Source organism: Paenibacillus septentrionalis, from assembly GCF_042659865.1.
In the GTDB taxonomy this organism is placed as follows: domain Bacteria; phylum Bacillota; class Bacilli; order Paenibacillales; family Paenibacillaceae; genus Pristimantibacillus; species Pristimantibacillus septentrionalis.
Genome location: NZ_JBHSTE010000004.1, coordinates 525,511 through 550,000 on the forward strand (window position 1 = coordinate 525,511; position 24,490 = coordinate 550,000).

The following is a 24,490-nucleotide window of genomic DNA, read 5'->3' on the forward strand; positions in this document are numbered from 1 at the left end:
TAGAGGTAGTTCAAAACGTTCAGGCTTGATGACGAGGTAACTCGTTGTCGTTGATTCGGCGTCGAATATGAAGTCCTACCGAAAGCTCCGTTGCTCACGTACCAATACCGTACGCTGCGCTACTCAAGCTCTAGCAAGCTTAGCAAGTAAGCTACGAAAAGTTTAAGCTAATGCTTACGAAGTAACTTTTCGTTGCGAAGAAGCAAATTAAGTTAGCTACGAAAAGTTAGGATTATGCTTACGAAGTGACTTTTGGTAGCGAAAAAAATGCTACCAAAAGTCTGGTTAATGCTTACGAAGTAACTATTGGTAGCGAAAAAAATGCTACCAATCGTTTTTAGGAGGTCCGATGAACAAAAAATTAATAATCGTATTGACCGTTGCTGCGGCGCTTTTGATTGTGTCTGGCTGCAGCAAGGAGGAGTCGGTTCCTACTGCGACGCCTGAACAGGTCGTTGCTGTTGAGGAGGGGGGCAAGCAGGTGATTGAAGGACAGCTTGAGGAGCAGACGGAGCAGCCTGCTCCCGATGAGCTAGCTTCAGGAACAGTGTTTACGAATGCTTCAGTACATGATCCCTCTGTCATTTTTGCTGATGGAATGTTTTATGTATATGGGTCTCACTTGGCTGCTGCCAAAAGTCCCGATCTTATGAACTGGACACTGATTGGCACAGGGGTAGTGGATGGTAACCCGCTTATTCCTAATGTTAAGGAAGAAATGGCTGAAGCACTAGAATGGGGACAGACAGATACGTTTTGGGCTGGCGATGTGATTCAGCTTGCTGATGGGAAGTATTACTTCTATTATAGTGTGTGCAAGGGAGATTCGCCGCGCGCTGCAATCGGTCTGGCGGTGTCCGATTCTCCAGAGGGTCCATTCAAGGATCTAGGCATGTTTTTGAAGTCCGGCATGTGGGGACAGCCGAGTGAGGATGGCACGATCTATGACGCTACTGTGCATCCAAATGCAATTGATCCTCATGTGTTCTTTGATAAAGAAGGCGTGTTATGGATGGTGTACGGCTCATACTCAGGCGGGATTTTCATTATGGAGCTTGATCCTACTACTGGCCTGCCGCTGCCTGATCAAGGCTATGGCAAAAAGCTGCTAGGCAAAAATCATGTTCGTATAGAAGGGCCTTACATTCAATACAGCCCTGAGACAGATTATTACTATTTGTTCTTATCATTTGGCGGGCTGGATGTGAATGGCGGCTACAATCTTCGCGTTGCTCGCTCAAAGCAGCCTGATGGTCCTTATCTGGATTCGATGGGCAATGACCTGATTGATGCGCAAGGTCCGGCAGGTTCATTCTTTGACGATCGGGCCATCGAGCCATATGGTGTGAAGCTTGTAGGTAATTTTATGTTCCGACGTCAGCCGGGTGAAAGTGGTGGCGGTGTGGGAGCAGGCTACATCTCGCCTGGACATAACTCAACCTATTATGACGAAGCGAGCGGCAAGTATTATAACATCTTCCATACGCGCTTTCCTTATCGCGGCGAGCAGCATGAAATTCGCGTTCATCAGATGTTTCTGAACGAGGATAACTGGTTCGTGATGGCTCCTCACCGTTATGCAGGTGAAACGATTGGCGCGTATACAACGGAAGAAGTGGCAGGAGCTTATAAGCTTGTGAATCATGGTAGAGACATTTCTGCAGAGGTAAAACACTCAATTGTGGTTGAGCTGCAAGCGGACGGACAGCTTGCAGGAGAATTGAGCGGAAGCTGGGAGCTAAGCGGCGAGCATTTTGCGGCGATTACGGTTGATGATATCGCTTATCGTGGTGTGTTTATACGTCAGTATGATGAATTGACGAAGCAGGATGTCATGGCGTTCTCCGTGCTGTCTGAGGAAGGTGTTTCGCTATGGGGCACTGCTGTAACGGCTGCTGAATAGAATAATAAAAAAATCGCTTCTATTATATATGTCCATATGTCGCATATCAGTAGATCTCATTATATCCTTCATAACCGAATGTGAGTAGTTCTCACAATAGCCCATACCTCGCAGCTGCGTGGTATGGGCTATTGTGCATGGCGTACTTGTTTTGTTATCATTTATCAATTGTTAATCAACGGCACATTTATGATATGCTAATGATAACAATATAGGAGCTTGGTTAAGCTAAGCTGCTCATTATAGGAGGTTATCGTTATATGCTAAAAGTAGGTCTTATCGGTACGGGGGGAATATACCGCTATGCACATTTGGAGGGCTGGAAAGCTGCTGAAGGCATAGAAGTGGCTGCGGTGTGTGATGCGAATCGGGAGCTTGCCGAACAGGCAGAGAAGGATTTTCCTGGAGCCAGCATCTATACAGATTATGAAGCGTTGCTTGAGCGTGATGATATCGATATCGTTAGTATAACGACCCCGAACAAATTTCATTCGATTATTGCGATTGCTGCACTTGAAAGCGGCAAGCATGTGTTCTGTGAAAAGCCGGATGCGATCAATCCGCAGGAAGCTGAGCGTATGGCAGACATCGCTGCACGTACTGGAAAGGTGCTTATGGTTATGCGCAACAACCGCTTTACAGCAGCAGCACAATATGTGAAGAAGCTTCAGCAGGAAGGTTTTTTCGGGGAGCTGTATGCGGGACGCTGCGGTTGGGTCCGTACACGCGGCATCCCTGGGCGGGGCGGCTGGTTTACAACGAAGGAGCTGTCTGGTGGTGGCCCGCTAATCGATCTTGGGGTACATATGATTGATCTTGCGATGTGGTTGAGCGACAACAGTGTGCCTTCAACGGTGAGTGGAACGACGTATCGTCAGTTCGCTGATCGCCCAGATGCTAACGGACAGATTCCAGCAGGAACCTTTGACGTAGAGGATATGGCAATGGGTTTTATTCGCTTTACGAATGGGGCCTCGCTGCAGCTTGAATTTAGCTGGGCATCGAATGTTGAGCGGGAGAAAAAATTTATTGAATGGCGTGGTTCGGAAGCAGGCTTCTCAATTATCGATGATGAGCTGACGCTTTATGTGGAGCGTGATGGACAGGTTGTATCGGAAAAGCCTGAACTATCGCATACATCAAAACCGCAGCATGTTGAGAATATTTTGCACTTTATCGCGTGTGTTCGTGGAGAGCAGGAGCCGACGATTACACCTCAGGAAGGTGTTCATATGATTCACATCCTGGATGCGATCTATCGATCTGCCGAACAAGGCTCTGAAATCAAGCTGGGCTAGCGACTGACCATCCTGTAAAAAATATGTAACTATATTTTTTATAGTTGCTATTTATTTTCTCGAGAAAACAGGGTATAATGAAGTGGCATCTTAACTTAAAGATAAAAATAAATTCAGTCATAAAGGAGATCGAGAGAAATGAAAGTACTATTGGTAAAAGCTAATAACCGCCCAGCTACTGATGCGGTTTCTTCAAAAATGTTTGAAGCATTCGAGGCAAATCTTAAAGGTGTAGAGGTTTCAACATTTGACGTATTTGCAGAGGATATGCCTTATTTCGGTCAAGATTTCTTTGATGCTTTCGGTCGCGCACAAGCAGGCGCATTGACAGCTGAAGATCAACGTCTTCTTGCAGCGAAGCAAAAAGCAATGGATGCACTAAGTGCAGCAGATGTTGTTGTATTTGCTTTCCCGCTATGGAATCTGACTATTCCAGCAGCATTGCAAACATTTATTGATTACACGTACCAAGCTGGTTATTCCTTCAAGTACAATGAGCAAGGTCAGCTTGTTTCATTGCTAACTGACAAAAAAGCAATCTTCTTGAATGCACGTGGCGGTATCTACTCCACTCCTGAAGCTGCTCCAATGGAAATGGCATTGAACTACATGCGCAATGTTATCGGCGGCGTATATGGTATGGAAGTGATCGATGAAGTAGTTATCGAAGGTCACAACGCTAATCCTTCACAAGCAGAAGCAATTATTGCTGAAGGTCTAGAGCGTGTTAAAGCAGCTGCAGAAAAACTATCTCTTGTTGCTGCAAAATAAGTAAAACGATAAGTTTGATCTCATAGAGAGGCAATTATTCCGATTGTAAATGGGGATAATTGCCTCTTTTATATTTTTCTGTGGACAAAACATTTGGCAAGTCTGTAAGCTTGAAAGGAGAAGTAACATTAAACCGTAACGGAGATTCAAGATGAAAAAATTTATCATGGTGATGATCGTCATTGGGGTAATGCTTTTTTCCTTTATTATTTCCATCGCGCATCCTTTTCAAGCGATTGATTCACCTAAAGCAGAGAATGGTACGCTGGACCTAACGAATTGGAGCTTTAAGGAGAATGGCGCTATTAAGCTTGAAGGCGAGTGGGAGCTTTACAAGGAGCGTCTGTTGACTCCCAGCGAGCTTGCTGGTTATAACGAGTATGCAGAAGTGAGACAATATTTCGATCCATCAGCGACCAGAAGCATGAAGCAGCTGTTTTCCTTGGAGGATATTAGAGGAGGCGGTATTGGAGCTAGAACCTACAAGCTTCACATTCATCTAGGAGAAGAGCCGCAGCATGCATTAGCGCTGAAGTTGTCCAACATAAAAACAAGCAGCAAGCTTTATGTAAACGGTCAAGAAGTTGGCGGACATGGACAAGTATCGCTTGATGCCAAACAAGCAAAAGCAGGAAACAGAGGGTATGAGGTTTATTTTGAAGCTGGTTCCTCTTCGATAGAAATTGTACTGCAGGTAGCTAATTACTCGCATTATAATTTCCCTTATCATTATTCCATATGGCTAGGTTCTGCCAATAGTATTGCCAGTCAAACGAGTTCTGGTCTTGCGATTGAGCTTACTGGGGCTGCAATCTGCTTTATTATTTTTATTTATCATTTATACGTTGCGGTTCATACACGAGTGATAGGCTCTCTGTATTTTTCGTTAATGTTTTTATGCCTGACGATTATGTTTTTGAATTCGGGTGAATTAATGCTGGTAGGAATATTCCAGCACGCTCCTTACGAGCTTCTGCTAAAGCTGGTCTGGATATGCAGAATTGGATTAAGAATTTTACTGCAGCTTTATCTGGTTCACCAGGTAGCGGGGCTGCTATCTCCAGCTTTCCACAAATTTACGATGAGCACCTATTGGCTTAGTCTTATCTTTATTTTGTTATTCGATAGCGTTGTCTATACGAAAATTATCGAGTATATGTCACTTTATTTTCTAGGCATAATGACGTATCTGTTTTGGCGTCTGTTTAGAAAATGGTTGCAGCTTGATCATAGAAGCCTGCGGAACGACGTACTCATTTATTTGGTAATCGTGTTTTTTTGGATGATTTCTTATTACAACACTGCACTTTACAGCTTGGGCTTGATTTCTAATAAATCTATTGGATCAATGGCTGTCGCAAGCTTTATCTTTATTAGTCAGCTGCTTCTGGCGATACGTTATATCCGAAGTGAAGAACGAATCAAGCGGATGGATAAGGTGAAGGAGGATTTTTTGGTCAACTCGGCTTATTATTTACGAGGGCCATTGGACAGTATGCTAAGCATGACGGCAAACGGCATTGAACGAGAAAAAAACAAAAATCAGCTGATTGAATCTGACGCTTATATACAATACAAAATGATGAATCAGCTTGTAAGGCGAGTTATTCATCAGGTGAATGCTACGATTGATCTTGCCTTGCTGCGAAATAAGGAACTAAAGCTTAACCGAGAATCTGTCCCGCTAAAGGCAAGCCTAACACGCGCGGTTGAAGCGATCACCGTGTTTGGGAAGGAAAAGGGGATAGCAGTAAAGCTTGATGTTCATCCGACCATGAAGATCATCGGAGATGAAGAACGAATGTATCAGGTGCTGTATGCGTTGATTAGACAGGCTGCAAACAGGACTGGAGCCACCGCCGTCTCGGTCTCAGCAAGCTTATCTGGGAGCATGATTTGCATTTCGGTTCAGGATGATGGCACTTATATATCTAGCAGCCGTCAGTCTCAGTTATTCGATCCCAATATAATAGATGATACCGATGCAGGCCTAACAATGTATATGACAAGAGCGCTTGTTCAGGCCATGGATGGCAGATTGGAGCTGGACTGGTCGATAGAAGGAAAAGGCAACTGCTTTAAACTGAGGCTTCCAGGCTATATGAATAGACACGAGCTGCAAGTAGACGATTCACAGCAGCAGCTTGAAATTCGAACAGAATCGCTGCTGCCTGCGTGGAATGAGCTTAGCAGCCACGAAACAAAGCAGCAGACGGTTTTGATTGTAGAGGATCAGTATTATAACATTCAAACGCTGCAGGACATGCTGGTGAAGAATGGGTATGTGGTGTTGTATGCTTATTCTGGGGAAGAAGCAATGCCTATTCTCGCAGCGAGCTCTGTTGATCTTGTGCTGGTGGATATGACGCTTCAAGGTCAATCGGGCATTGAGCTGTGCAGACAAATTCGTAATCAATATTCAATGATTGAGCTTCCCGTCATATTGATGGCGGTTGGCGTTGAGTATGATGAGCTGGAGCGTGGCTTTGAAGCTGGGGCAAATGATTTTCTTCATAAGCCGTTTGTCGAGCTAGAGGTACTTGCCAGAGTAAAGGGGATGTTGTCGCTGCAGGAGGCATCGCGTCTAGCAGTGCAGCATGAGCTTTCTTTTTTACAGGCACAGATCAAGCCTCATTTTATCTATAATGCAATTAATACGATGATCTCTTTGTGCTATGTGAATCCCGAGCAGGCTGCAAAGCTGCTTACTGATTTTAGCCAATATCTACGTCTCGTGTTCGATGTGGACAATGCAGGCAACGCGATTGCGCTAAGCAAGGAGCTGGAATTGATTCAGGTGTATGTGGGAATTGAGCGAATGCGTTTTGGCGATAAATACAAGCTGGAGCTTGATGTGCCAGAGCAGCTGCAGGAGGTTCGTATTCCGAGCCTGTGTATTCAGCCGCTTGTAGAAAATGCGATCAAGCATGGCCTATATAGCAAGGAAGAGGGAGGGACGATCAAGGTTGCCGTACGCTTGCATGACCGAGAGCTGTCCATCACGGTATCGGACGATGGCGTCGGCATGTCTGAAGCACAGCTGAAGCAGCTGCTGGAGTCTCATGATCAGACAGGAGTTGGCTTTGGCAATGTGCAAAAGCGGATACGACAGCAGCAGCACGCCTCATTGACGCTGCACAGCGAGCAAGGCAAGGGAACGGAGGTCACAATCCGATTTATGATTCGTCACGAAATAACCAATTAATTATCATTGCATTACATGAGCGCAATTCGGTATAATTTACAGATATGATTCTACATTGTCGCGACATGCTGAATTTGCTTTGCATTTGCCCTAATGAGAATCACTCTATCAGGTTATATCCTGGAAATATACATGATAGGTGGTAAAAATAATGGAATATCGCATTTTATTGTATTATCACTACACAAGCATTGCTGAGCCAGCTGAATTTGCTAAGGAGCATCTTGCCTTCTGCAAATCGCTACAGCTTAAAGGCCGCATTCTTGTTGCTAGTGAAGGAATTAACGGTACGGTATCGGGAACAGTTGAGCAAACTAATGCTTATATGGAAGCAATGAAGGCTGATCCATTGTTCCAAGGCATCGTATTCAAAATTGATGAATCAGAAACACACGCATTTAAGAAAATGCATGTGCGTCCCAGAGCAGAGCTTGTCAACCTTAGTCTAGAGGATGATATAAATCCGCGTGAGCTTACAGGCCGTTATGTCGAGCCTGCAGAGTTCTATGAGCAAATGCAGCAGGATGATACGATTGTGATCGATGCTCGTAATACGTATGAGTATGATGTTGGTCATTTTGAGGGGGCCATTCGCCCTGATATTGAATCGTTCCGAGAGCTTCCGGAATGGATTCGAGAGAATCGTGACATGCTTGAAGGCAAGCGTATTTTAACGTATTGTACGGGCGGTATTCGCTGTGAGAAATTCTCAGGCTGGCTCGTTCGCGAAGGCTTCGAGGATGTTGGTCAGCTTCATGGTGGTATTGTTACGTATGGCAAGGACCCTGTAGCGAAAGGACAGCTATGGAAGGGGCAATGCTACGTATTCGATGAGCGTCTGGTGGTGCCAATCAATCAGGTAGATCCGTCGATAGTAGGAAAGGACCATTTTACTGGTGAGCCTTGCGAGCGTTATATCAACTGTGCGAATCCTGAGTGCAACAAGCAGATTCTATGCTCTGAGGAAAATGAGCACAAGCATATGGGAGGCTGTACTCCAGCTTGCAGCGAGCATCCACGTAATATGTACGTTGCCAAGCATGGACTAAACGCGGAGGAAATAGCCGCACGTATGGAAATTATATTGGCAGAAGCAGTACATTAAAATTGAATAGAATAATTTTGTGACCAATGATGGACAAAACGAGCAATGAAGGGTATATTTGGAAAATAAGAAAAAATACCCATATTTATCGTCTATCATTGGTTTTTTATTTCAAGAAATGGCGCAACTTTACTATTTCATTTTGCGTTTAATTAGTTGATAATCAAATCAAGTAGACGATTTCGGACACACAATTGTAAGGATTTGGTTTGGAATTATTGGGATTTTTACTGCAGTTGCCTACAAATCTATCGTATAATATGCTAGAATTATAGGTAGCCATCTGTAAAGATGTAGTTTTTTGGGAATGAGAGGGTTAACAGTGATTGATATACATACACATATCCTTCCGGGGTTAGATGATGGAGCAGGATCGTTAGAGGATTCGATCGCATTAGCAAAGCAGGCTGTGCAGGACGGCATTCGAACCGTTGTTGCAACGCCTCATCATCATGCAAGAGGATATTACACGAACGCTGAGCAAATTGAAATCGAAACAGCCAAGCTTAACGATGAGCTGGACAAACGCGGAATTCCGCTGGAGATTCTAATTGGTCAGGAGGTTCGCGTCTACGATGACTTGCTTGCAGACCTTGAAGGTGGGTTGTTATCAACACTTGCATCTACCCAGTACATGCTAATCGAATTTCCCTCATCCAATGTGCCGAGGCAAGCTGATGAGCTGTTTCATGAGCTTAGATTGCTTGATATAACGCCTGTTATTGCACATCCTGAACGCAATCGCGAGCTTGCTGGCAATCTGCGGTTACTGGAAGACTTTGTTGAGGCGGGTGCATTGGCGCAGCTGACCAGTTCCTCTGTTGCGGGGAAGATGGGACGCAAGCTGCAAAAACTATCGCTTGAAATGTGCAAGAAGGGGCTCGTGCATTTTGTTGCATCGGATGCCCATCATGCCATTAATCGTCCATTTGATCTTGCTTCGGGGTATGAAGCGATTGGCAAGCAACTGGGACAAGCGTTTGTTGATTACTATCAGCTCAATGCAGAGCGGCTAGTACGGAGTGAACTCATTAATAGAGAAGCTCCAGCCGCTAAGCGGAGATTAATATTCTGGTAGAATTCTAGGAAAAGGAGGAGTATTGTGAAAGCTAACAAATTAGGCATCAAGGCGATTATCTTAACTGTTGTATGTGTGCTTATGATCACCATAGGAGCTACACCAGCTAATGCCGTTTCTGTGCAGAAGAATGTCGTCGTGTATAAGGCTGATTTTCACTTTGTTGTAGACGGAAAGGTTTACCATGCGCCGAAAGATACGCAAGGATTTCTCTACAATAACCGTACATATGTGCCAGTTCGCTTTGCCAGTTACATGCTGGAAAAGTGGGTTGAATGGAATCAGGCGACTTCAACCGTTTCTGTAAAACTGCCATCCGAGAACCAGCTTAAGCAGCTGCAAAATTACAAGAAACAGTATTTGATGCCCAATGTCGACGTGAAAAAACCAGCTTCTTCTTTGAAAAAAGAAACGATATATGCTTTGGTTGACGCGGCAGGCTACAACTTCTTCGGGAGAGAGCAAGCGATTCCTGAGGATGTAACGACATTCATGCATAAAGGAACACTTTATGTACCGCTTCGTTACTTTGCGGAATTGATTCAACATGATATTTCTTACAACTCTGCAACCAAGACTATTACCATGAACGCGCGTAACGACAGCGACAATGGCAATAACGGCACTGACGGTACACCAACGAATCCTGGCACAGGAAACAGCGGAGATAATACGGGTGAAGGAGTAATTCCTGGGGCTCCTGGTGAGATCACTCCACCAACACGGGCTGAACTTGTGAGTGCTGCTGAGGCTCAGTTGAAGAGAATGGAAGCGTCGCTTGTGAATCGTGCATATTCACTGTACAGTAAATATGAAAAAGCAAGCACGGATGAAGAAAAACTTATGTATTTAGCTGAAGGTTCGCAAGCTGTGAAAGAGGCGGATGAGCAAGTGAAGGCAATCGTTGACCAATTGAATAAAGACCTAGCAAAATATGACTATGAAATTGGCAATGACGCTGAAAACTTACAGAAAACCTATGAAGCTAAAAAGCAAGAGATGTTTGCAAGATTTCTTTAATATATCATTATGAAACAAGAGGGAGAGTATAAAATGAAGAAAAAAGCATTATTAGCGTCAGTTGTTGCTCTAGTAACAGCAAGTGCTATGACATTCGCACCAGTATCTTATAAGGTGATTGACAAAGCTTATGCTGCTACAGAAAATGTTGAAAAGGCATCTAATAAGATTAAAGCTGTTTTTGCTCAATTGCAAGATGAGGATGCACTTGTTGCTGCTTATGAAGACCTGCTAGAACAAGCGGATAAAGACATCGCAAAAGTTGAAGCAGAACTAGATATTGCAGAGTTTAATATTTCAGAGAATCTGGATCCTGATGTTGCAGAAGATGTGAAAGACGCGATTATTGCTATTGCTAAACAGTTGATCAAAGATTACTCTACTAAGAATGAAAATTTCAACAAAAACCTTGGAGATCTTTCAACTGACCTTGAAGCAGCTATCGAGAATTTAAACGATAAACTTGCCCCAGTTCTAAGCGAGGAAATCACTCGTGATGATGTAGCGCTGCTTTTGGAAGAGATCGAGGAAAAATTGTTTGAAAAATTCAGCAATGAAGCAGATCTTGATTGGTTTGATGAAGGCAATCTAAGCGAAGAGGCTAAAGATGCTATTAAAGCAGTAATAGAAGAAGAATGGAATACCAACGACAATTCACTAGTAGCTGCTTTTGTTGATTTGTATGGCGGAGAATTTGAAAAGTTTGATGAAGATGTAGAAAAATTCAATTCACTATTTCAAGCTGATCTGACTGATGATGAGAAGGATATTTATGCTAAAGGTGCTGCTGCAGTAGCGATTGCATATGCTAAACATCATTACTCGTTAAATCAGCCTATTACAAAAGGAACAAGCTCCGGTCGTAATTTTAAGCTGAATGTTAATTTTGGAACAAGTAAAGTAATTCCTCTTGACCTCTTTAAATGGAAATCAGAAGGAACCGTAACAGTTAATCCAGGTAATGCTAATGTTGACCCTCATTTGGATCTTAATCTAAGTGGTGTGAATTTGAATAATGATGTAACTGTTTCGGCAGTTCTTGATAAGACTGCACCGGGCTATCCATCTGTACTAGATGATTTTGATGGTGTTACATTATTCAGCTATACATCAAAATATAGTGTTGGTGGCACTGATGGCGGTGGTATTTTCGTACCAACACCTGAGCTTGGTCTAGTTAGCGATTATCAAGCAAAAGCAGCTGCAATTTCTGGTCTAGTAGCTGACTACTTGGAAGCTAACCCTGATCTATACAACAATACGTTGAAGCGTGCACTAATCAAACTACTTGAAGAGCAACTTCGTCAAGCATTGACAGTACAGGCTGCTAACTCAGTAACTGTAAGCAATGGTGTATCAACGCTGAACATTACGCCAGCGCAAATGACTACTATTTATGATACACAGCTTAATACGGTACTTAATGCACTTAAAGCTGCTCTAGAAGAGCAAAAGCTTGATCTTAACATTTCTCCAGTACTAACTTACAACATTGGTGCTACTTCCAATGGTGAAGTGAACTTGAACAAAGATCTTATCGATTCTCTAACATCTAAAGAAATCGCTTATGTAGGCGTTAAAACTGGCGATGCTTCAGTTGAAGCTTCTCTTGATCAGCTTACTGCAGCAAGCAAAGTATCAATCAAAAAAGCAGCTTCTACTGTAGCTGGTGCGAAGTCTGACACTTACAGCATTGCAATTACAAACACAAACGGCGACATCACTGGCTTTGAAAAGCAATACCGTGTAACGCTTCCTGTTAGCGGAACTGGTTCCAATGTAACAGTTGCGAAACTTGGTGACGGTACTCAAAGCTTGATCGGTGGTCAATACGATTCCAAAACTCGTACAATTACATTCTTTACAAATGTACTTGGTGATTTCGTAGTTGTTGAAAACAGTGCTTCCTTCAATGATACTGCAAACATCACTTGGGCTAACGATAAAATCAAGCTTCTTGCTGACAAAGGTCTGTTGCTAGGTAAAGGCAATGGCAAATTCGATCCGCATGGCAATGTTACACGTGCTGAATTTACAGCAATGCTAGTACGTACTCTTAACTTGAATGCAACAACTAATATTACTTTCAATGATGTAAGTGAAAATGCATGGTACTACGATTCCATCGCAGCTGCTAGAGCATACGGTATTATCAATGGTCGCAGTGCATCTGAGTTCGATCCGAATGCACAAATTTCTCGTGAAGAAATGGCTTCTATTGCTTCCAACGCACTAAAAACTGTACTAGATTTCGAGGCTCCTGCTAATGCAGAAGAAATTCTAAATGGATTCGTAGATGCTGCTAACGTTGTAGCGGTTCATCGTGCTAATGTAGCGCTACTTGCTAACGAAGGCATCGTTCAAGGTAAAGGCAAAAACAACTACGATCCAAAAGGTACTGCAACAAGAGCTGAATCTGCAGTTATTATTGCTAAACTTTTTGATCTTAGATAAGCATTACGCATAATAGATAGTGAAAGGTGTAAGAGTTTTTATCCCTTAGCAGTTGGGGTAAAGACTCTTACTGCTTGCTAGACCGAAGATCATGTATATGGGGGTACTAAAAGTCAATGGAGCTAGAACTTAGAGACTACGTCAGGATTATAGTAAAAAGAATAAAATTAATAGTAGCATTAGTTGTTCTATTAGCAATCATAACAGCTGTATACAGTTATGGATTTATGAAACCCGTATATGAATCATCTACGAGTCTAATCGTGAATAACTCTCAGGATACGAGAGCGCTAGATATTAATAGTGTGAATCTTGACATCAGACTAGTAGATACGTATAAGCAAATTATTAAAACAGCAGCAATAACAGATAAGGTCGCAGAACGAAATCCTGAGCTTGGTCTCAATGGCGATCAGATTAGTAATATGATTACAGTGTCCTCTGTAAGCAATACACAGGTTATTACGATATCAGCAAGGAATAATGACTATGTAACAACCGTAACAGTAGCAAATGAAGTAGCGAAAATGTTTGTTGAACAAATTCCAACTATTATGACCGTTAACAACGTAAGTATATTGAATGAGGCTAAACTAGTAGATAATCCATCACCAGTTGCGCCAAATCCAATTTTGAATATAGCGTTAAGCATCATCGTAGCATTAATGCTTGGTGTAGGACTAGCTCTATTACTTGAGTATCTTGACGATACAATCAAGGACGAACAAGATGTGGCCCAGTACGTTGATCTTCCAGTATTAATGAGTATTCCTCGTATTACGCAAGAAGATATGGAAATCGGAAAAGCTAAAGTAAAAACAGTAAGGACGGAGGTAGGGAGTAATGTCACAGTCACCAAATAATCAAGCTAGACATCTAATCTCCGTTACAAATCCAAAATCTCCAATTAGCGAAGCATATCGTACGCTGCGTACCAATATTAGCTTTTCTGCTATTGATGAGGATTTGAAAGTAATTATGGTTACCTCATCTGGACCAGGCGAAGGAAAATCTACAACAGTTGCTAATTTGGCGGTTACCTATGCACAAAGTGAAAAACGTACCGTATTGATTGAGCTAGATTTACGTAAACCAACTGTTCATAAGACCTTTAATCTATCTAATCGTGTAGGCATCAGCCATGTGCTTACTAAGCAGGCGGCTCTGGAAGAAGTCATACAAGATACAGCTATTCCTAATTTAAGTGCGATTACTGCAGGAATTATTCCGCCGAACCCTTCTGAGCTTGTTGGCTCCAAGGCACTTGGCAGCATTCTTGACCAGTTAAAAGAGCAGTTCGACCAGATCATTATTGATACCCCTCCCGTTCTGGCACTTACAGATGCTCAATTAATTTCTACGCATTGCGACGGTGTAGTGCTTGTCGCAGAAGCAGGTAAAGTTAAGCGCAGTGCTTTGCTTGATGCGAAGGAAAGATTGCAAATTGTAAAAGCAAGAATTGTTGGCGTTGTAATTAACAACGCGAAGCGAAAAGCAAAAGATGACTATTATTACTATTATTATGGTGAAGAGGAAAAATAGTCATCAATAATGGGGGACTAACATGAGTAAAGTAAGAAAAAATATGATTCTGCTCATGATCATAGATTGTATCATTATTGCTGGATGTGTAGCTTTATCATTTATCCTATACGTCAATGGAAACTTATTGGTGATCTCAGCTTCAAGTGCTTTGACATTTGGTTTATTCTGTCTTCTTATTAGCTTTGTGACCTTTTATTTTGGTTCCTTGTACAAGCGTGTATGGCAATTTGCCAGCGTAGGGGAAATGATACTCATCTTCAAAGCAGTCACCATTAGCATGGCTTTGGCTTACATTCTTTCCTTAGTATGGCCAAACATGCACGTACCGCTATCAGTAGCTTTTAATAGCTATCTGCTGGTGATGCTTGGAGTTGGTGCGGTTCGCTTTGCGATACGTGTCGTTAAGGATCATTATGTGAAGCAGGATTTGAGTGGATTTAAGAGAACGCTCATAATTGGAGCAGGGCAATGCGGAGTTATTGTAGCGCGTGAGCTAAAAACGAATGCGAACTCTAATCTGCTTGCTATAGGTTTTATTGATGATGATCCATTGAAATTACATCAATCCGTAGTTGGATTGCCGGTTCTAGGTAATCGTTCGCACATCCAAGAGATTGTATTGCAGCATGAAGTAAGTGAAATTATTATTGCCTTACCTTCCGCTTCGCGTAGAGAAGTATCCGAAGTGATATCAATCTGCAAAAAAACAAATGCAAACATGAAAATTATCCCTCATATTAATGACTTGCTAGAAGGAAAAATTTCGATGAAATCGCTGCGCAATGTTGAAGTAGAAGACTTGCTAGGGCGAGATCCCGTCGTACTGGAAAGTGATGGGATTAAAGAATATGTCGAAGGTAAAATTGTGCTTGTTACCGGAGCTGGAGGATCTATTGGTTCAGAGCTGTGTCGTCAGCTCGTAAGCTTCAACCCTGGACAGCTTCTACTGCTCGGTCATGGAGAAAATAGCATCTATCAAATTCATAGAGAGCTTTCTTCCACAGGTATTAAGCTTATTCCGGTAATAGCAGATGTTCAGGATCGCGGACGTATGGAGGATGTATTCCGTAAGCACCAGCCTCAGGTTGTATTCCATGCGGCAGCACATAAGCATGTTCCACTTATGGAGGAAAATCCTTCAGAAGCGATTAAAAACAATGTGTTTGGTACTCGCAACGTAGCAGACCTTGCGGATCGCTACCATACGGAAAAGTTCGTGCTTGTATCTACAGATAAAGCTGTTAATCCTACTAGTATAATGGGAACTACAAAGCGAATTGCAGAGATGTATATTCAATGCCTTGCGAAGCAATCTAAAACGAGTTTTAGCGCAGTACGATTTGGTAATGTACTAGGCAGTCGAGGTAGTGTAATTCCATTGTTCAAGGAACAAATTGCCAAGGGTGGTCCTGTAACAGTGACACATCCTGAAATGATACGGTACTTTATGACTATTCCTGAAGCATCTCGACTTGTACTACAAGCTGGAGCTTATGCAACAGGAGGAGAGATTTTTATACTGGACATGGGCGAGCCAGTCCGAATAGCGGATCTAGCGCATGATCTTATTAAGCTATCTGGCTTAGAACCTAATGTTGATATTATGATCGAATATACGGGGATTCGTACGGGAGAGAAATTGTACGAAGAGCTGCTTCTTAACGAAGAAGGCATGACGGATACTAGACATGATCGAATATTTATAGGCAAACCTGCCAACTTCGATCGCGAGAGTATAGAGCTGGAGCTTCGCCGATTGGAACGTATACTTGGTCAAGACAAGGAAATGATACAAGAGCTGTTATCTCGTATTGTCCCTACATACAGTGGAGGAAAACGTGAAACTAATAAAGTGCTTGTACCAAGTAGTTAATTCATGAGGAGAAGTGGAGCTTGTCTCTGCTTCTCCAGTTTTTATTTTATGACGAAGTTGGTGATCATATTTGTATACATATGTTAAGAGGTTATCTGATTTTATGATATCTTTGATTGCACTAATTATTTTATCTCCAATTTTTATTATCCTTGCGTTAATTATTAAGCTAGAGTCAAAAGGCCCAGTGTTCTTTAAGCAAAAGCGTGTAACAAAAGGGAAGGAGTATTTTCAAATATATAAGTTTAGGACAATGTACACGGATGCACCTAAAAATTCTCCAACTCACTTGTTGGAGAATGCAGATCAATATATTACAAAAACAGGTAGATTTTTAAGGAAATCTAGTTTGGATGAACTACCTCAATTAATAAATATTATCAAAGGGGAAATGAGCATTATAGGACCTAGACCAGCACTCTGGAACCAATATGATCTTATAGAAGAAAGAGATAAATATGGTGCTAATGATATATTGCCAGGGTTGTCTGGATGGGCTCAAATAAATGGAAGAGATGAACTGCCCATTGATGTAAAGGCAAGATTAGATGGGGAGTATGTAAAAAAAAGAAGTGTAATTTTTGATCTTAAATGTATAGTTTTGACTTTTATATCTGTTATTAAAAAAGACGGGGTTGTGGAGGGAAATAAGTAAATGCTTCTAGTCACAGGTATAACAGGACATACAGGTACATATTTTTTTGAAGAATTAGTAAAAGCAAAATTTAAAGGGAAAATAAAATGTTTTATCAAAGATAATCTAAAAAAACAGAAGTTGGAAAATAGTGAACTAGAGATTGATTTTATTATTGGTGATCTAAATGATATAGATACTATAAATAAAGCGATGAATAATGTTGATACAGTTTTACACATATATAATATTCACCATTCAAAAGCGATTGTTCAAACTGCTATTGCCAATAAAGTGAATTGGGTTATTCTTGTGCATACTACAGGTATTTATTCGAAATTTAAATCAGCATCTAATGAGTATGAAAAAATAGAAGCAGAAATAAAAGAACTAAATAAAAATAATGATGTTAAAATAACAATTTTAAGACCTACTATGATTTATGGAGATATATGTGACCATAATGTAAGTAAGTTTATCAAAATAGTAGATAGATTGAGATTAGTACCGGTAATTAACAATGGAAAAAGTTTGATTCAGCCTGTTAATGCAAGAGATTTGGGAAAAGCTTACTACAACGTGTTAATATCTCCTGACAAAACAGTTGGTAAAGAGTATATTTTATCTGGTAAAGATCCAATCTCAGTGAAAGATATGTATAAGCTAATAGCTTCTGAATTAGGGAAAAGGGTGTATTTCATTAACGTTCCTCTTAGATTAGGAATAATAGTAGCAAAAATTATGAAGTTATTTTCTTTTAATAAAATTGATTTTGTAGAAAAAGTTCAAAGAATGACTGAAGATCGTAGCTATCCACATAATCTAGCAAAAAATGATTTTAATTACTCCCCTATTAATTTTCAGAAAGGATTAGAAATTGAAGTAAATCAATATATTAAAAGTAAAAATAGGAGAATATAATGGTTACTAGAATGAAAGAAAATGTTCTTGTTATCTCTACTGTCGCATCAACTATTGATCAATTTTGTATGCAAGATATTGAAATTTTACAAGAAAAATATAATGTGCACATTGCTGCTAATTTTGAACAAGGTAACAATACATCAACAACAAGGCTAGAACTATTTAAAGAGGAAATAACCGCAAAAGGAATAGAGTATCATCATATATCTATGAAAAGGAATCCAATTGATATAGATAATTTTAAAGCAGGATTACATTTAAATAAACTAATAAAAAAATATAACTATAAGATAATTCATTGTCATACTCCAGTTGCAGCAATGGTAACACGTTTTATTGCAAGAAAATATAGATATGATGGATTAAAAGTGATCTATACTGCACACGGTTTTCACTTTTATACAGGAGCGCCACTTAAAAATTGGTTACTTTATTATCCCATTGAATTTTATCTTTCCAAATTTACAGATGTTTTAATAACTATAAACAAAGAAGATTATCAAAGGGTATATAAAAAATTTAGATCTCGAAAAGTTGAGTATATACCAGGTATTGGAGTAAATATTGAAAAAATTAATGATATTTTAAGTTCGTGTAACAAGAATAATATCCGACAGGAGTTGGAGATACAGGCCCAAGATTTTGTCATTTTATCTATAGGCGAACTAAATAGAAATAAGAACCATGAAATTGTAATACGTGCAATTGCTAAATTGAATAACCCAAATATTGTTTATTTGATATGTGGACAGGGAACTATGAAAGAAGAATTGGAGAAGTTAATTAAAGAGCTCAATTTACAGGGACAAGTAAGGTTACTTGGATATAGAGAAAATGTGATAGAGATTTGTAACATTTCTGATTTGTTTGTATTTCCTTCGTATAGAGAAGGTCTTTCAGTTGCCCTAATGGAAGCTATGACAACAGGGCTGCCAGTAATTTGCTCTAATATTAGAGGGAATATGGATCTAATAGAAGAAGATGTAGGTGGATTTTTAGTAAATGCCAATGATTTAAATGGTATCGCACAGAAAATCAACTATCTTTATAACAATAGACAAATTATGGAGAAATTTAGTTTGAATAATAAAAAGAAAATAAAGAACTATTCACGAAAATTAATCTCCCAAAAATTATCTAATGTATATAAGATAAATGAAGAGAGGACATAACTATGAGCTTATATGAGAATTTAAAAGATAGAAAAGCTAAATTGGCGGTAATTGGTTTAGGTTATGTAGGTATGCCCATTGCTGTGGCATTTGGAAAAAAAGTTGAGGTAATAGGATTTGATCTGAATGAAAAAAAAATTGAACTTTATAAGTCAGGAATCGATCCTACTAATGAAGTAGGTGGTGATGAAATTAAAAAATCTAACGTAGAATTTACTGCTGACGAAAACTTATTAAAAACAGCAAACTTTTTCATTGTAGCAGTACCAACACCTATAAATTCAGATAAAACTCCGAATTTGGATCCTGTTGAATTTGCAAGTAAAATAATTGGACGAAATCTACAAAAAGGTTCTATTGTTGTATATGAATCTACAGTTTACCCTGGTGTTACAGAGGATATTTGTATTCCAATATTAGAAAGAGAATCTGGGTTAAAATGTGGAATAGATTTTAAGGTTGGATATTCACCAGAGAGAATAAATCCAGGTGATAAGGTCCATAGGTTAGAAAATATAGTGAAAATTGTATCGGGAATTGATGATGAATCTCTGAATGAAATTGCAAAAGTATATGAATTAGTTATTGATGCCGGTGTTCATAAAGCTCAATCTATTAAAATTGCTGAAGCAGCGAAAGTTGTTGAAAATAGTCAAAGGGATATTAATATAGCTTTTATGAATGAGCTTGCAATGGTTTTTGATAGAATGGGGATAGATACTTTACAAGTTATTGAAGCTATGAATACGAAATGGAATGCTTTAAGGTTCTATCCAGGATTAGTCGGCGGTCATTGTATTGGAGTTGATCCTTATTATTTTATATATGAAGCAGAAAAGTTAGGTTACCACAGCCAGATAATTCTTTCAGGAAGAAAAGTAAATGATGGTATGGGGCAATTTATCTCCGAGGCTATAATTAAAAAAATGATATTAGCTGATAAACTAATTAAAAAATCAAAAGTTGCTATCTTCGGCCTAACGTTTAAAGAAAATACACCTGATATAAGAAATTCCAAGGTGCTAGATATTATTAATAGTTTACGAGATTACGGGGTAGAACCCATTATAGTAGACCCATATGCCAATAAAGATGAATCTAAAGAAGTTTATGGAATTACACTTACTAATATAGATGAAGTTAGGGATATAGATTGCCTAGTACTTGCTGTCGCACATGACGAGTTTAAGAAAATAAGCTGGAATCAAATTAATGATTTTTTTATTACTGGTGACAACTCAAATAAAATAATTGTTGATATCAAAGGAATATTACAAAAAAGAGAATTAGAGTCGTATGGATATAATTATTGGAGGCTATAGTTTGAATAACGAGGTAATTCTATCGATTATTATTCCAATGTATAACTCTGAACAAACAATAAGAAAATGTATAGATTCAGTGAATATTGGAATGGAAGTTGAAATCCTACTTATAGATGATGGATCTATCGATAATACTAGAGAAATATGTGAATCATATATGCGTAGTTGTCCAAATTTAAGATATTACTACCAGAATAACAAAGGTCCTGGAGCAGCAAGAAATAAGGGAATACATCTTGCAAAAGGAAAATATGTTATGTTTGTGGATTCTGATGATTTCATAGAAAGTAAACAACTAAAAAACATTCTTGATACGTATCTCTATCAGCACCACGACTTATTATATTTTAATTTTAGACAAGTAGATGATAAGGGGAACTTAATAAAAAGCTATAAATTAAATGCGTTTAGTAATTTAAAAACTATTCAACTAATAAATAATACCCTATCTTGGAGACTGCCTTGGGGACAATTTAAAATAATCAGAAGGGGATTATTAGAAGATGGTGATATTACTTTCAATGAAAATAGCAATGAATCAGAAGAATTGATCTTAACGATCTCTTGTTTGGAGCAGTCTAGTCAAGTGATTTTTATTGATTCAATAGTATATAATTATGTGAAAAGAGAGGGCTCATTATCTACAAGTCACGATGCTTTTTCTTTGTATAATAAAAGATATAACATGATTAATTTACTTAAGAAAGAATATACAGGTAAGTATGATGATGGCGTGGTGAATTATGAATTTGCTTCAATAGTTCAATTTCTTAAGTTATTTGCTGAGCAAAACATAAGTTATAAGGTGTTTAAGAAAAAAGTGGAAATTGGTAGCATACTAAAAAAGGTTGATATTCGTTACCTTGATAAAAGATATCGATATATTTATTATGCGATGAAATTTAAATTAGATAGATTTATATTTTTATTGTTCAAATTAAGGAGGCGTTATTATTCAGGAAAATGTAGTGAAAAAATATAATAACGGTGCTAAAGCTGTTTTGTTCATATCAATGTTAGCAATCCCAATACAATTAATTACTTCGATGTTAATAAGTAGGGTATCACCTGAAGCTGTAGGGCTATTAGGGATAGTAGAGCTATTTTACTTATCCATTATAACTTTTTTTTTATTTGGTGGTGAAACAGCATTAGTAAAAATAATATCCGATACAGGTACTGAGAATAATAAAAGATCATTTCTTTTATATTATTTATTACTGTGTTTATTTTTTTACTTTATTGTTGTATTCCTAATGAAGATGATAAATATTGATATTATAAAAGTTATAACCTCTTCCAATGAAAATACTAATATATTAATGTATGCTTCGGGAGGATTAATAATTATATATCATATTATATTGTCTTTCTATAAAGAACAAGGACGTTTTCTAAAATACGCAATAGGCACAAAAGTATTTAATATAGTCTGTTTTTTAGCGACAATTCTAATATTATATAATGGTGAATTAGAAACTATAAAGGTATTTTTTTATTTCATCTTAGCAGGATACTTTGTGGTTGTAGTTCTTAGTATAAAAAACATTAATTTTAACTTTTCAAATTTATATACAGTAATTCAGAATAAGAACAATAAAATATTTGGATATGTACTATTTTTATATGCATCAACAATTGTAGCATTCTTATACGATAAAATTGACCAAATTATTCTATTAAATCAGTTTGGGCTAGCAACATTAGGTGGTTATTATATAGTACTAAAAATTGTGAACATGGCTAAATTGATTCCGAATATATACAACTCAACTTTTTACCCTTATCTTTGTAAAAATTTAAAAGAAGATAATTCTAATGATATTTTTAAGATGCTATTAAATCGTAACTTATTAGTAATTATACCTATTGTTGTTTTTTCAATATTTAATTCTGACTTAATTATAAGGTTACTTTTTGATGAAACTTATCTCGAGTACTCGGGCATATTTCAATTATTTATGTGTTCAGTGTTACTAGGTTCCCCGGCGATTATTTTGAATAATTTCCTATTTGCCTTGGGGAAAACTAAACAATATTTTTTAATCAGTAGTGTATCAGTCTTGTTGCAAATTATTTTAATATTACCGTTTATTAACTTTTTTGGGGTTATTGGTGCTGTTATTGCTAAAGTAATTACTATGATTATAACGATTATTATGTGTCGCATCTATATAAAGAAAATAAAATATCATGTTGAGTTTAATGCAAGCTATTTTTATTCAACTCTAATTGTAGTTTTTGTTTTTCTATTAGACCTATTTTTAACTATACCTAATTTATTTAAGTTTTTAGCATCGTTATTTTTTATCATTCTATATATTATTTTTAAGAAAAATGAATATAAAATATTACTTTTGAAGTGAGAATATGAGAGGAGAAGTATAATGATTAAAAGAGTTTTATGGATAATAAAAATCACTTTTTTATCAATCGTAGAGAGTTTCTTGAATTTTCTTCCTGAAGGGGCTTATGGAGATTTAGCAAGAGGATACTTCTTAGGTTTACAACTTAAACAAAAAGGGAAAAAACTGAAAGTGTCTAGATACGTTAAGGTTTTACATCCAAAAAAATTAGTTGTGGGTGATAATGTTTATCTTGGATACGGAGCATGGGTTAATGCTCAATACGGAGTAAGTATTTCTTCAAATACGATGTTGGGACCGTACGTAGTTATAGCATCATCAAATCATGAGTTCTGTAAGACGGATATGTCTTTTTTTTCTAAGAGCCAAGGAAATCACATTAGTATTGGAGAAGGTAGTTGGTTAGGAACTAGAGTTGTTGTTACTTCCAATGGATGTATAGGAAACTACTGTCTCATAGCTGCCAATGCTACGATTACTAGAAATATACCTGATAATAGTAAAGTTATTTTGCAAAATCAAATAATAGGTAAAGTTTACGAATAAGAAGAATAGTAGTTACTGTTTTTCTTATTGCATGATAACAAATACTATAATAAGTGAGGAAGGTAATTATGAATATGGTTAAGGATGGATTGTTAAGATTTGTAAATAAGCCAGTGGACAATATTCAAAGCTCGCAGACATTGTACGAGACATTATTAACTGTGATTAATATGGATTCTTTATTTAATGATAAAAAATATAGAGAAATGTCTTATTCCATTGCTCAATTAATAATCAAAAATCAACTCGAGGATGGGGGATTTGACATAGGTTATAATTTCTCATTTGGGAAAAATATGAAGAAAATGAACGACAAGGAGTCAACTACTCCAGAAATCTTATCTATCTACGCATTAATTAAGTTTTATGATACATATCATGAAGAGTTTGTAATCCCATCAATTAAAAAAGGGATAGATTGGATTAAAAATAATTCTTACAAAACTAATAAAATGTGCTGGGTAATCCCCTATGCTCCTTGTTCTTATACACAAGTACATATAACTAACGGAATATCTTTTGCGGTCTCCACATTAACGTATTATATGGCAGTTTTTCAAGATTCTAGCGTTAAGGGGATATGTGATGGAATGTTTAGATATATGCGAGAGGAATTGATTTGTCACAATGAAGTTGGGTATTGGAATTATTTCGAAAAAGATTTAATGAAGGATCCTTATTATATAAAAATAGATAACTACCATATTGCTCAACAGCTATATTATCATATTCAGGCAAATAAATTTTATAATAATGCAGATAATTATGAAACAATAGAATATGTTTCTAACTATCTTAAAGAGAAATTAAATCATTCACTAAATGTTCCTTATATAGAAGTTAAAGAAAAAAAATCAACAGATATTCACACATGGGGATATTGTGCATTGTTATCATGTTCTTTATATTGGAATGATCGAAGTAAGACTATTGAAATAAGAGATTATATGTATAAGTATATGTGGAACCAAACGTATTTTTATCCTGTTATTAAAGGCAATGGAATTATAGTAGAGAATGAATATTACCCGAGATCAGATGCATGGATCTTACATTCTATGAGTGATTATTTAACTATCTATAATAATGATGAAGAGATAAGAGAATTAATTGATATTGGACTAGACAGGCTAAAGGCATGTAATTATATTGGAGCTGAAAACCACGTCCTAACATATAGAAAGATACTTTTTAATAATGCAGTTGCTTTATATAAAAAAATAACTATGAGACGATGATTCCTATAGAGCAATCTATAGAAGAAATTGAGG

19 protein-coding genes are annotated in these 24,490 nt (G+C 38.0%); all 19 read left to right on the top strand.

The window, feature by feature from the left end:
- Positions 1-349: 349 nt before the first annotated feature.
- The 19 genes from ACFP56_RS14095 (at position 350) to ACFP56_RS14185 (ending at position 24,457) form a co-directional block, all read left to right on the top strand.
- Positions 350-1,903, top strand: coding sequence for a glycoside hydrolase family 43 protein (locus ACFP56_RS14095; RefSeq protein ID WP_379235552.1), 1,554 nt, complete (start codon positions 350-352; stop codon positions 1,901-1,903).
- 260 nt (positions 1,904-2,163) lie between these two features.
- Positions 2,164-3,201, top strand: a complete 1,038-nt coding sequence (locus ACFP56_RS14100) for a Gfo/Idh/MocA family protein (protein ID WP_379235554.1) — start codon at positions 2,164-2,166, stop codon at positions 3,199-3,201.
- A 138-nt stretch (positions 3,202-3,339) separates the two neighbouring features.
- Positions 3,340-3,972: an FMN-dependent NADH-azoreductase gene (locus ACFP56_RS14105; protein WP_379235556.1), complete on the top strand. Its 633-nt coding sequence runs from the start codon at positions 3,340-3,342 to the stop codon at positions 3,970-3,972.
- A gap of 151 nt (positions 3,973-4,123) precedes the next feature.
- On the top strand, positions 4,124-7,177 hold the full coding sequence (locus tag ACFP56_RS14110) for a hybrid sensor histidine kinase/response regulator (protein WP_379235558.1): 3,054 nt from the start codon (positions 4,124-4,126) through the stop codon (positions 7,175-7,177).
- Positions 7,178-7,328: 151 nt separating this feature from the next.
- Positions 7,329-8,282: an oxygen-dependent tRNA uridine(34) hydroxylase TrhO gene (trhO, locus tag ACFP56_RS14115; RefSeq protein WP_379235560.1), complete on the top strand. Its 954-nt coding sequence runs from the start codon at positions 7,329-7,331 to the stop codon at positions 8,280-8,282.
- Between the two features lie 322 nt (positions 8,283-8,604).
- Positions 8,605-9,360 carry a tyrosine-protein phosphatase gene (locus ACFP56_RS14120; RefSeq protein WP_379235562.1) on the top strand — a complete coding sequence of 252 codons (756 nt, stop codon included), beginning with the start codon at positions 8,605-8,607 and terminating at the stop codon, positions 9,358-9,360.
- Between the two features lie 24 nt (positions 9,361-9,384).
- On the top strand, positions 9,385-10,380 hold the full coding sequence (locus ACFP56_RS14125) for a stalk domain-containing protein (protein WP_379235564.1): 996 nt from the start codon (positions 9,385-9,387) through the stop codon (positions 10,378-10,380).
- Between the two features lie 33 nt (positions 10,381-10,413).
- On the top strand, positions 10,414-12,834 hold the full coding sequence (locus tag ACFP56_RS14130) for an S-layer homology domain-containing protein (RefSeq protein ID WP_379235566.1): 2,421 nt from the start codon (positions 10,414-10,416) through the stop codon (positions 12,832-12,834).
- Positions 12,835-12,950: 116 nt separating this feature from the next.
- Positions 12,951-13,697 (top strand): YveK family protein, encoded by a 747-nt coding sequence (locus ACFP56_RS14135; protein WP_379235568.1) that lies wholly within the window; start codon positions 12,951-12,953, stop codon positions 13,695-13,697.
- Positions 13,678-14,376, top strand: a complete 699-nt coding sequence (locus ACFP56_RS14140; protein ID WP_379235570.1) for a CpsD/CapB family tyrosine-protein kinase — start codon at positions 13,678-13,680, stop codon at positions 14,374-14,376. Before ACFP56_RS14135 ends, ACFP56_RS14140 begins: the two co-directional genes overlap by 20 nt.
- Before the next feature lie 22 nt (positions 14,377-14,398).
- On the top strand, positions 14,399-16,252 hold the full coding sequence (locus ACFP56_RS14145) for a polysaccharide biosynthesis protein (protein ID WP_379235572.1): 1,854 nt from the start codon (positions 14,399-14,401) through the stop codon (positions 16,250-16,252).
- 70 nt (positions 16,253-16,322) lie between these two features.
- Entirely contained in the window at positions 16,323-16,907 is a 585-nt protein-coding gene (locus ACFP56_RS14150; protein WP_379235574.1) for a sugar transferase, read from the top strand.
- Positions 16,908-17,807 (top strand): NAD-dependent epimerase/dehydratase family protein, encoded by a 900-nt coding sequence (locus ACFP56_RS14155; RefSeq protein WP_379235576.1) that lies wholly within the window; start codon positions 16,908-16,910, stop codon positions 17,805-17,807. It begins immediately after the preceding gene.
- The gene (locus ACFP56_RS14160) at positions 17,807-18,982 is read left to right on the top strand and encodes a glycosyltransferase family 4 protein (RefSeq protein WP_379235578.1); all 1,176 of its coding nucleotides are present in this window, start codon (positions 17,807-17,809) and stop codon (positions 18,980-18,982) included. Before ACFP56_RS14155 ends, ACFP56_RS14160 begins: the two co-directional genes overlap by 1 nt.
- Positions 18,983-18,984: 2 nt before the next feature.
- Positions 18,985-20,304 carry a nucleotide sugar dehydrogenase gene (locus tag ACFP56_RS14165; RefSeq protein ID WP_379235580.1) on the top strand — a complete coding sequence of 440 codons (1,320 nt, stop codon included), beginning with the start codon at positions 18,985-18,987 and terminating at the stop codon, positions 20,302-20,304.
- Between the two features lies 1 nt (position 20,305).
- Positions 20,306-21,289, top strand: a complete 984-nt coding sequence (locus ACFP56_RS14170) for a glycosyltransferase family 2 protein (RefSeq protein ID WP_379235582.1) — start codon at positions 20,306-20,308, stop codon at positions 21,287-21,289.
- A complete protein-coding gene (locus tag ACFP56_RS14175; RefSeq protein WP_379235584.1) occupies positions 21,276-22,673 on the top strand; it encodes an oligosaccharide flippase family protein in 1,398 nt (465 codons plus the stop codon). The genes ACFP56_RS14170 and ACFP56_RS14175 overlap by 14 nt, the downstream gene beginning before the upstream one ends.
- A gap of 21 nt (positions 22,674-22,694) precedes the next feature.
- Complete coding sequence (locus tag ACFP56_RS14180) at positions 22,695-23,219, top strand: acyltransferase (RefSeq protein WP_379235586.1); 525 nt, start codon at positions 22,695-22,697, stop codon at positions 23,217-23,219.
- A 68-nt stretch (positions 23,220-23,287) separates the two neighbouring features.
- A complete protein-coding gene (locus ACFP56_RS14185) occupies positions 23,288-24,457 on the top strand; it encodes a hypothetical protein (RefSeq protein ID WP_379235588.1) in 1,170 nt (389 codons plus the stop codon).
- Positions 24,458-24,490 lie beyond the last annotated feature (33 nt).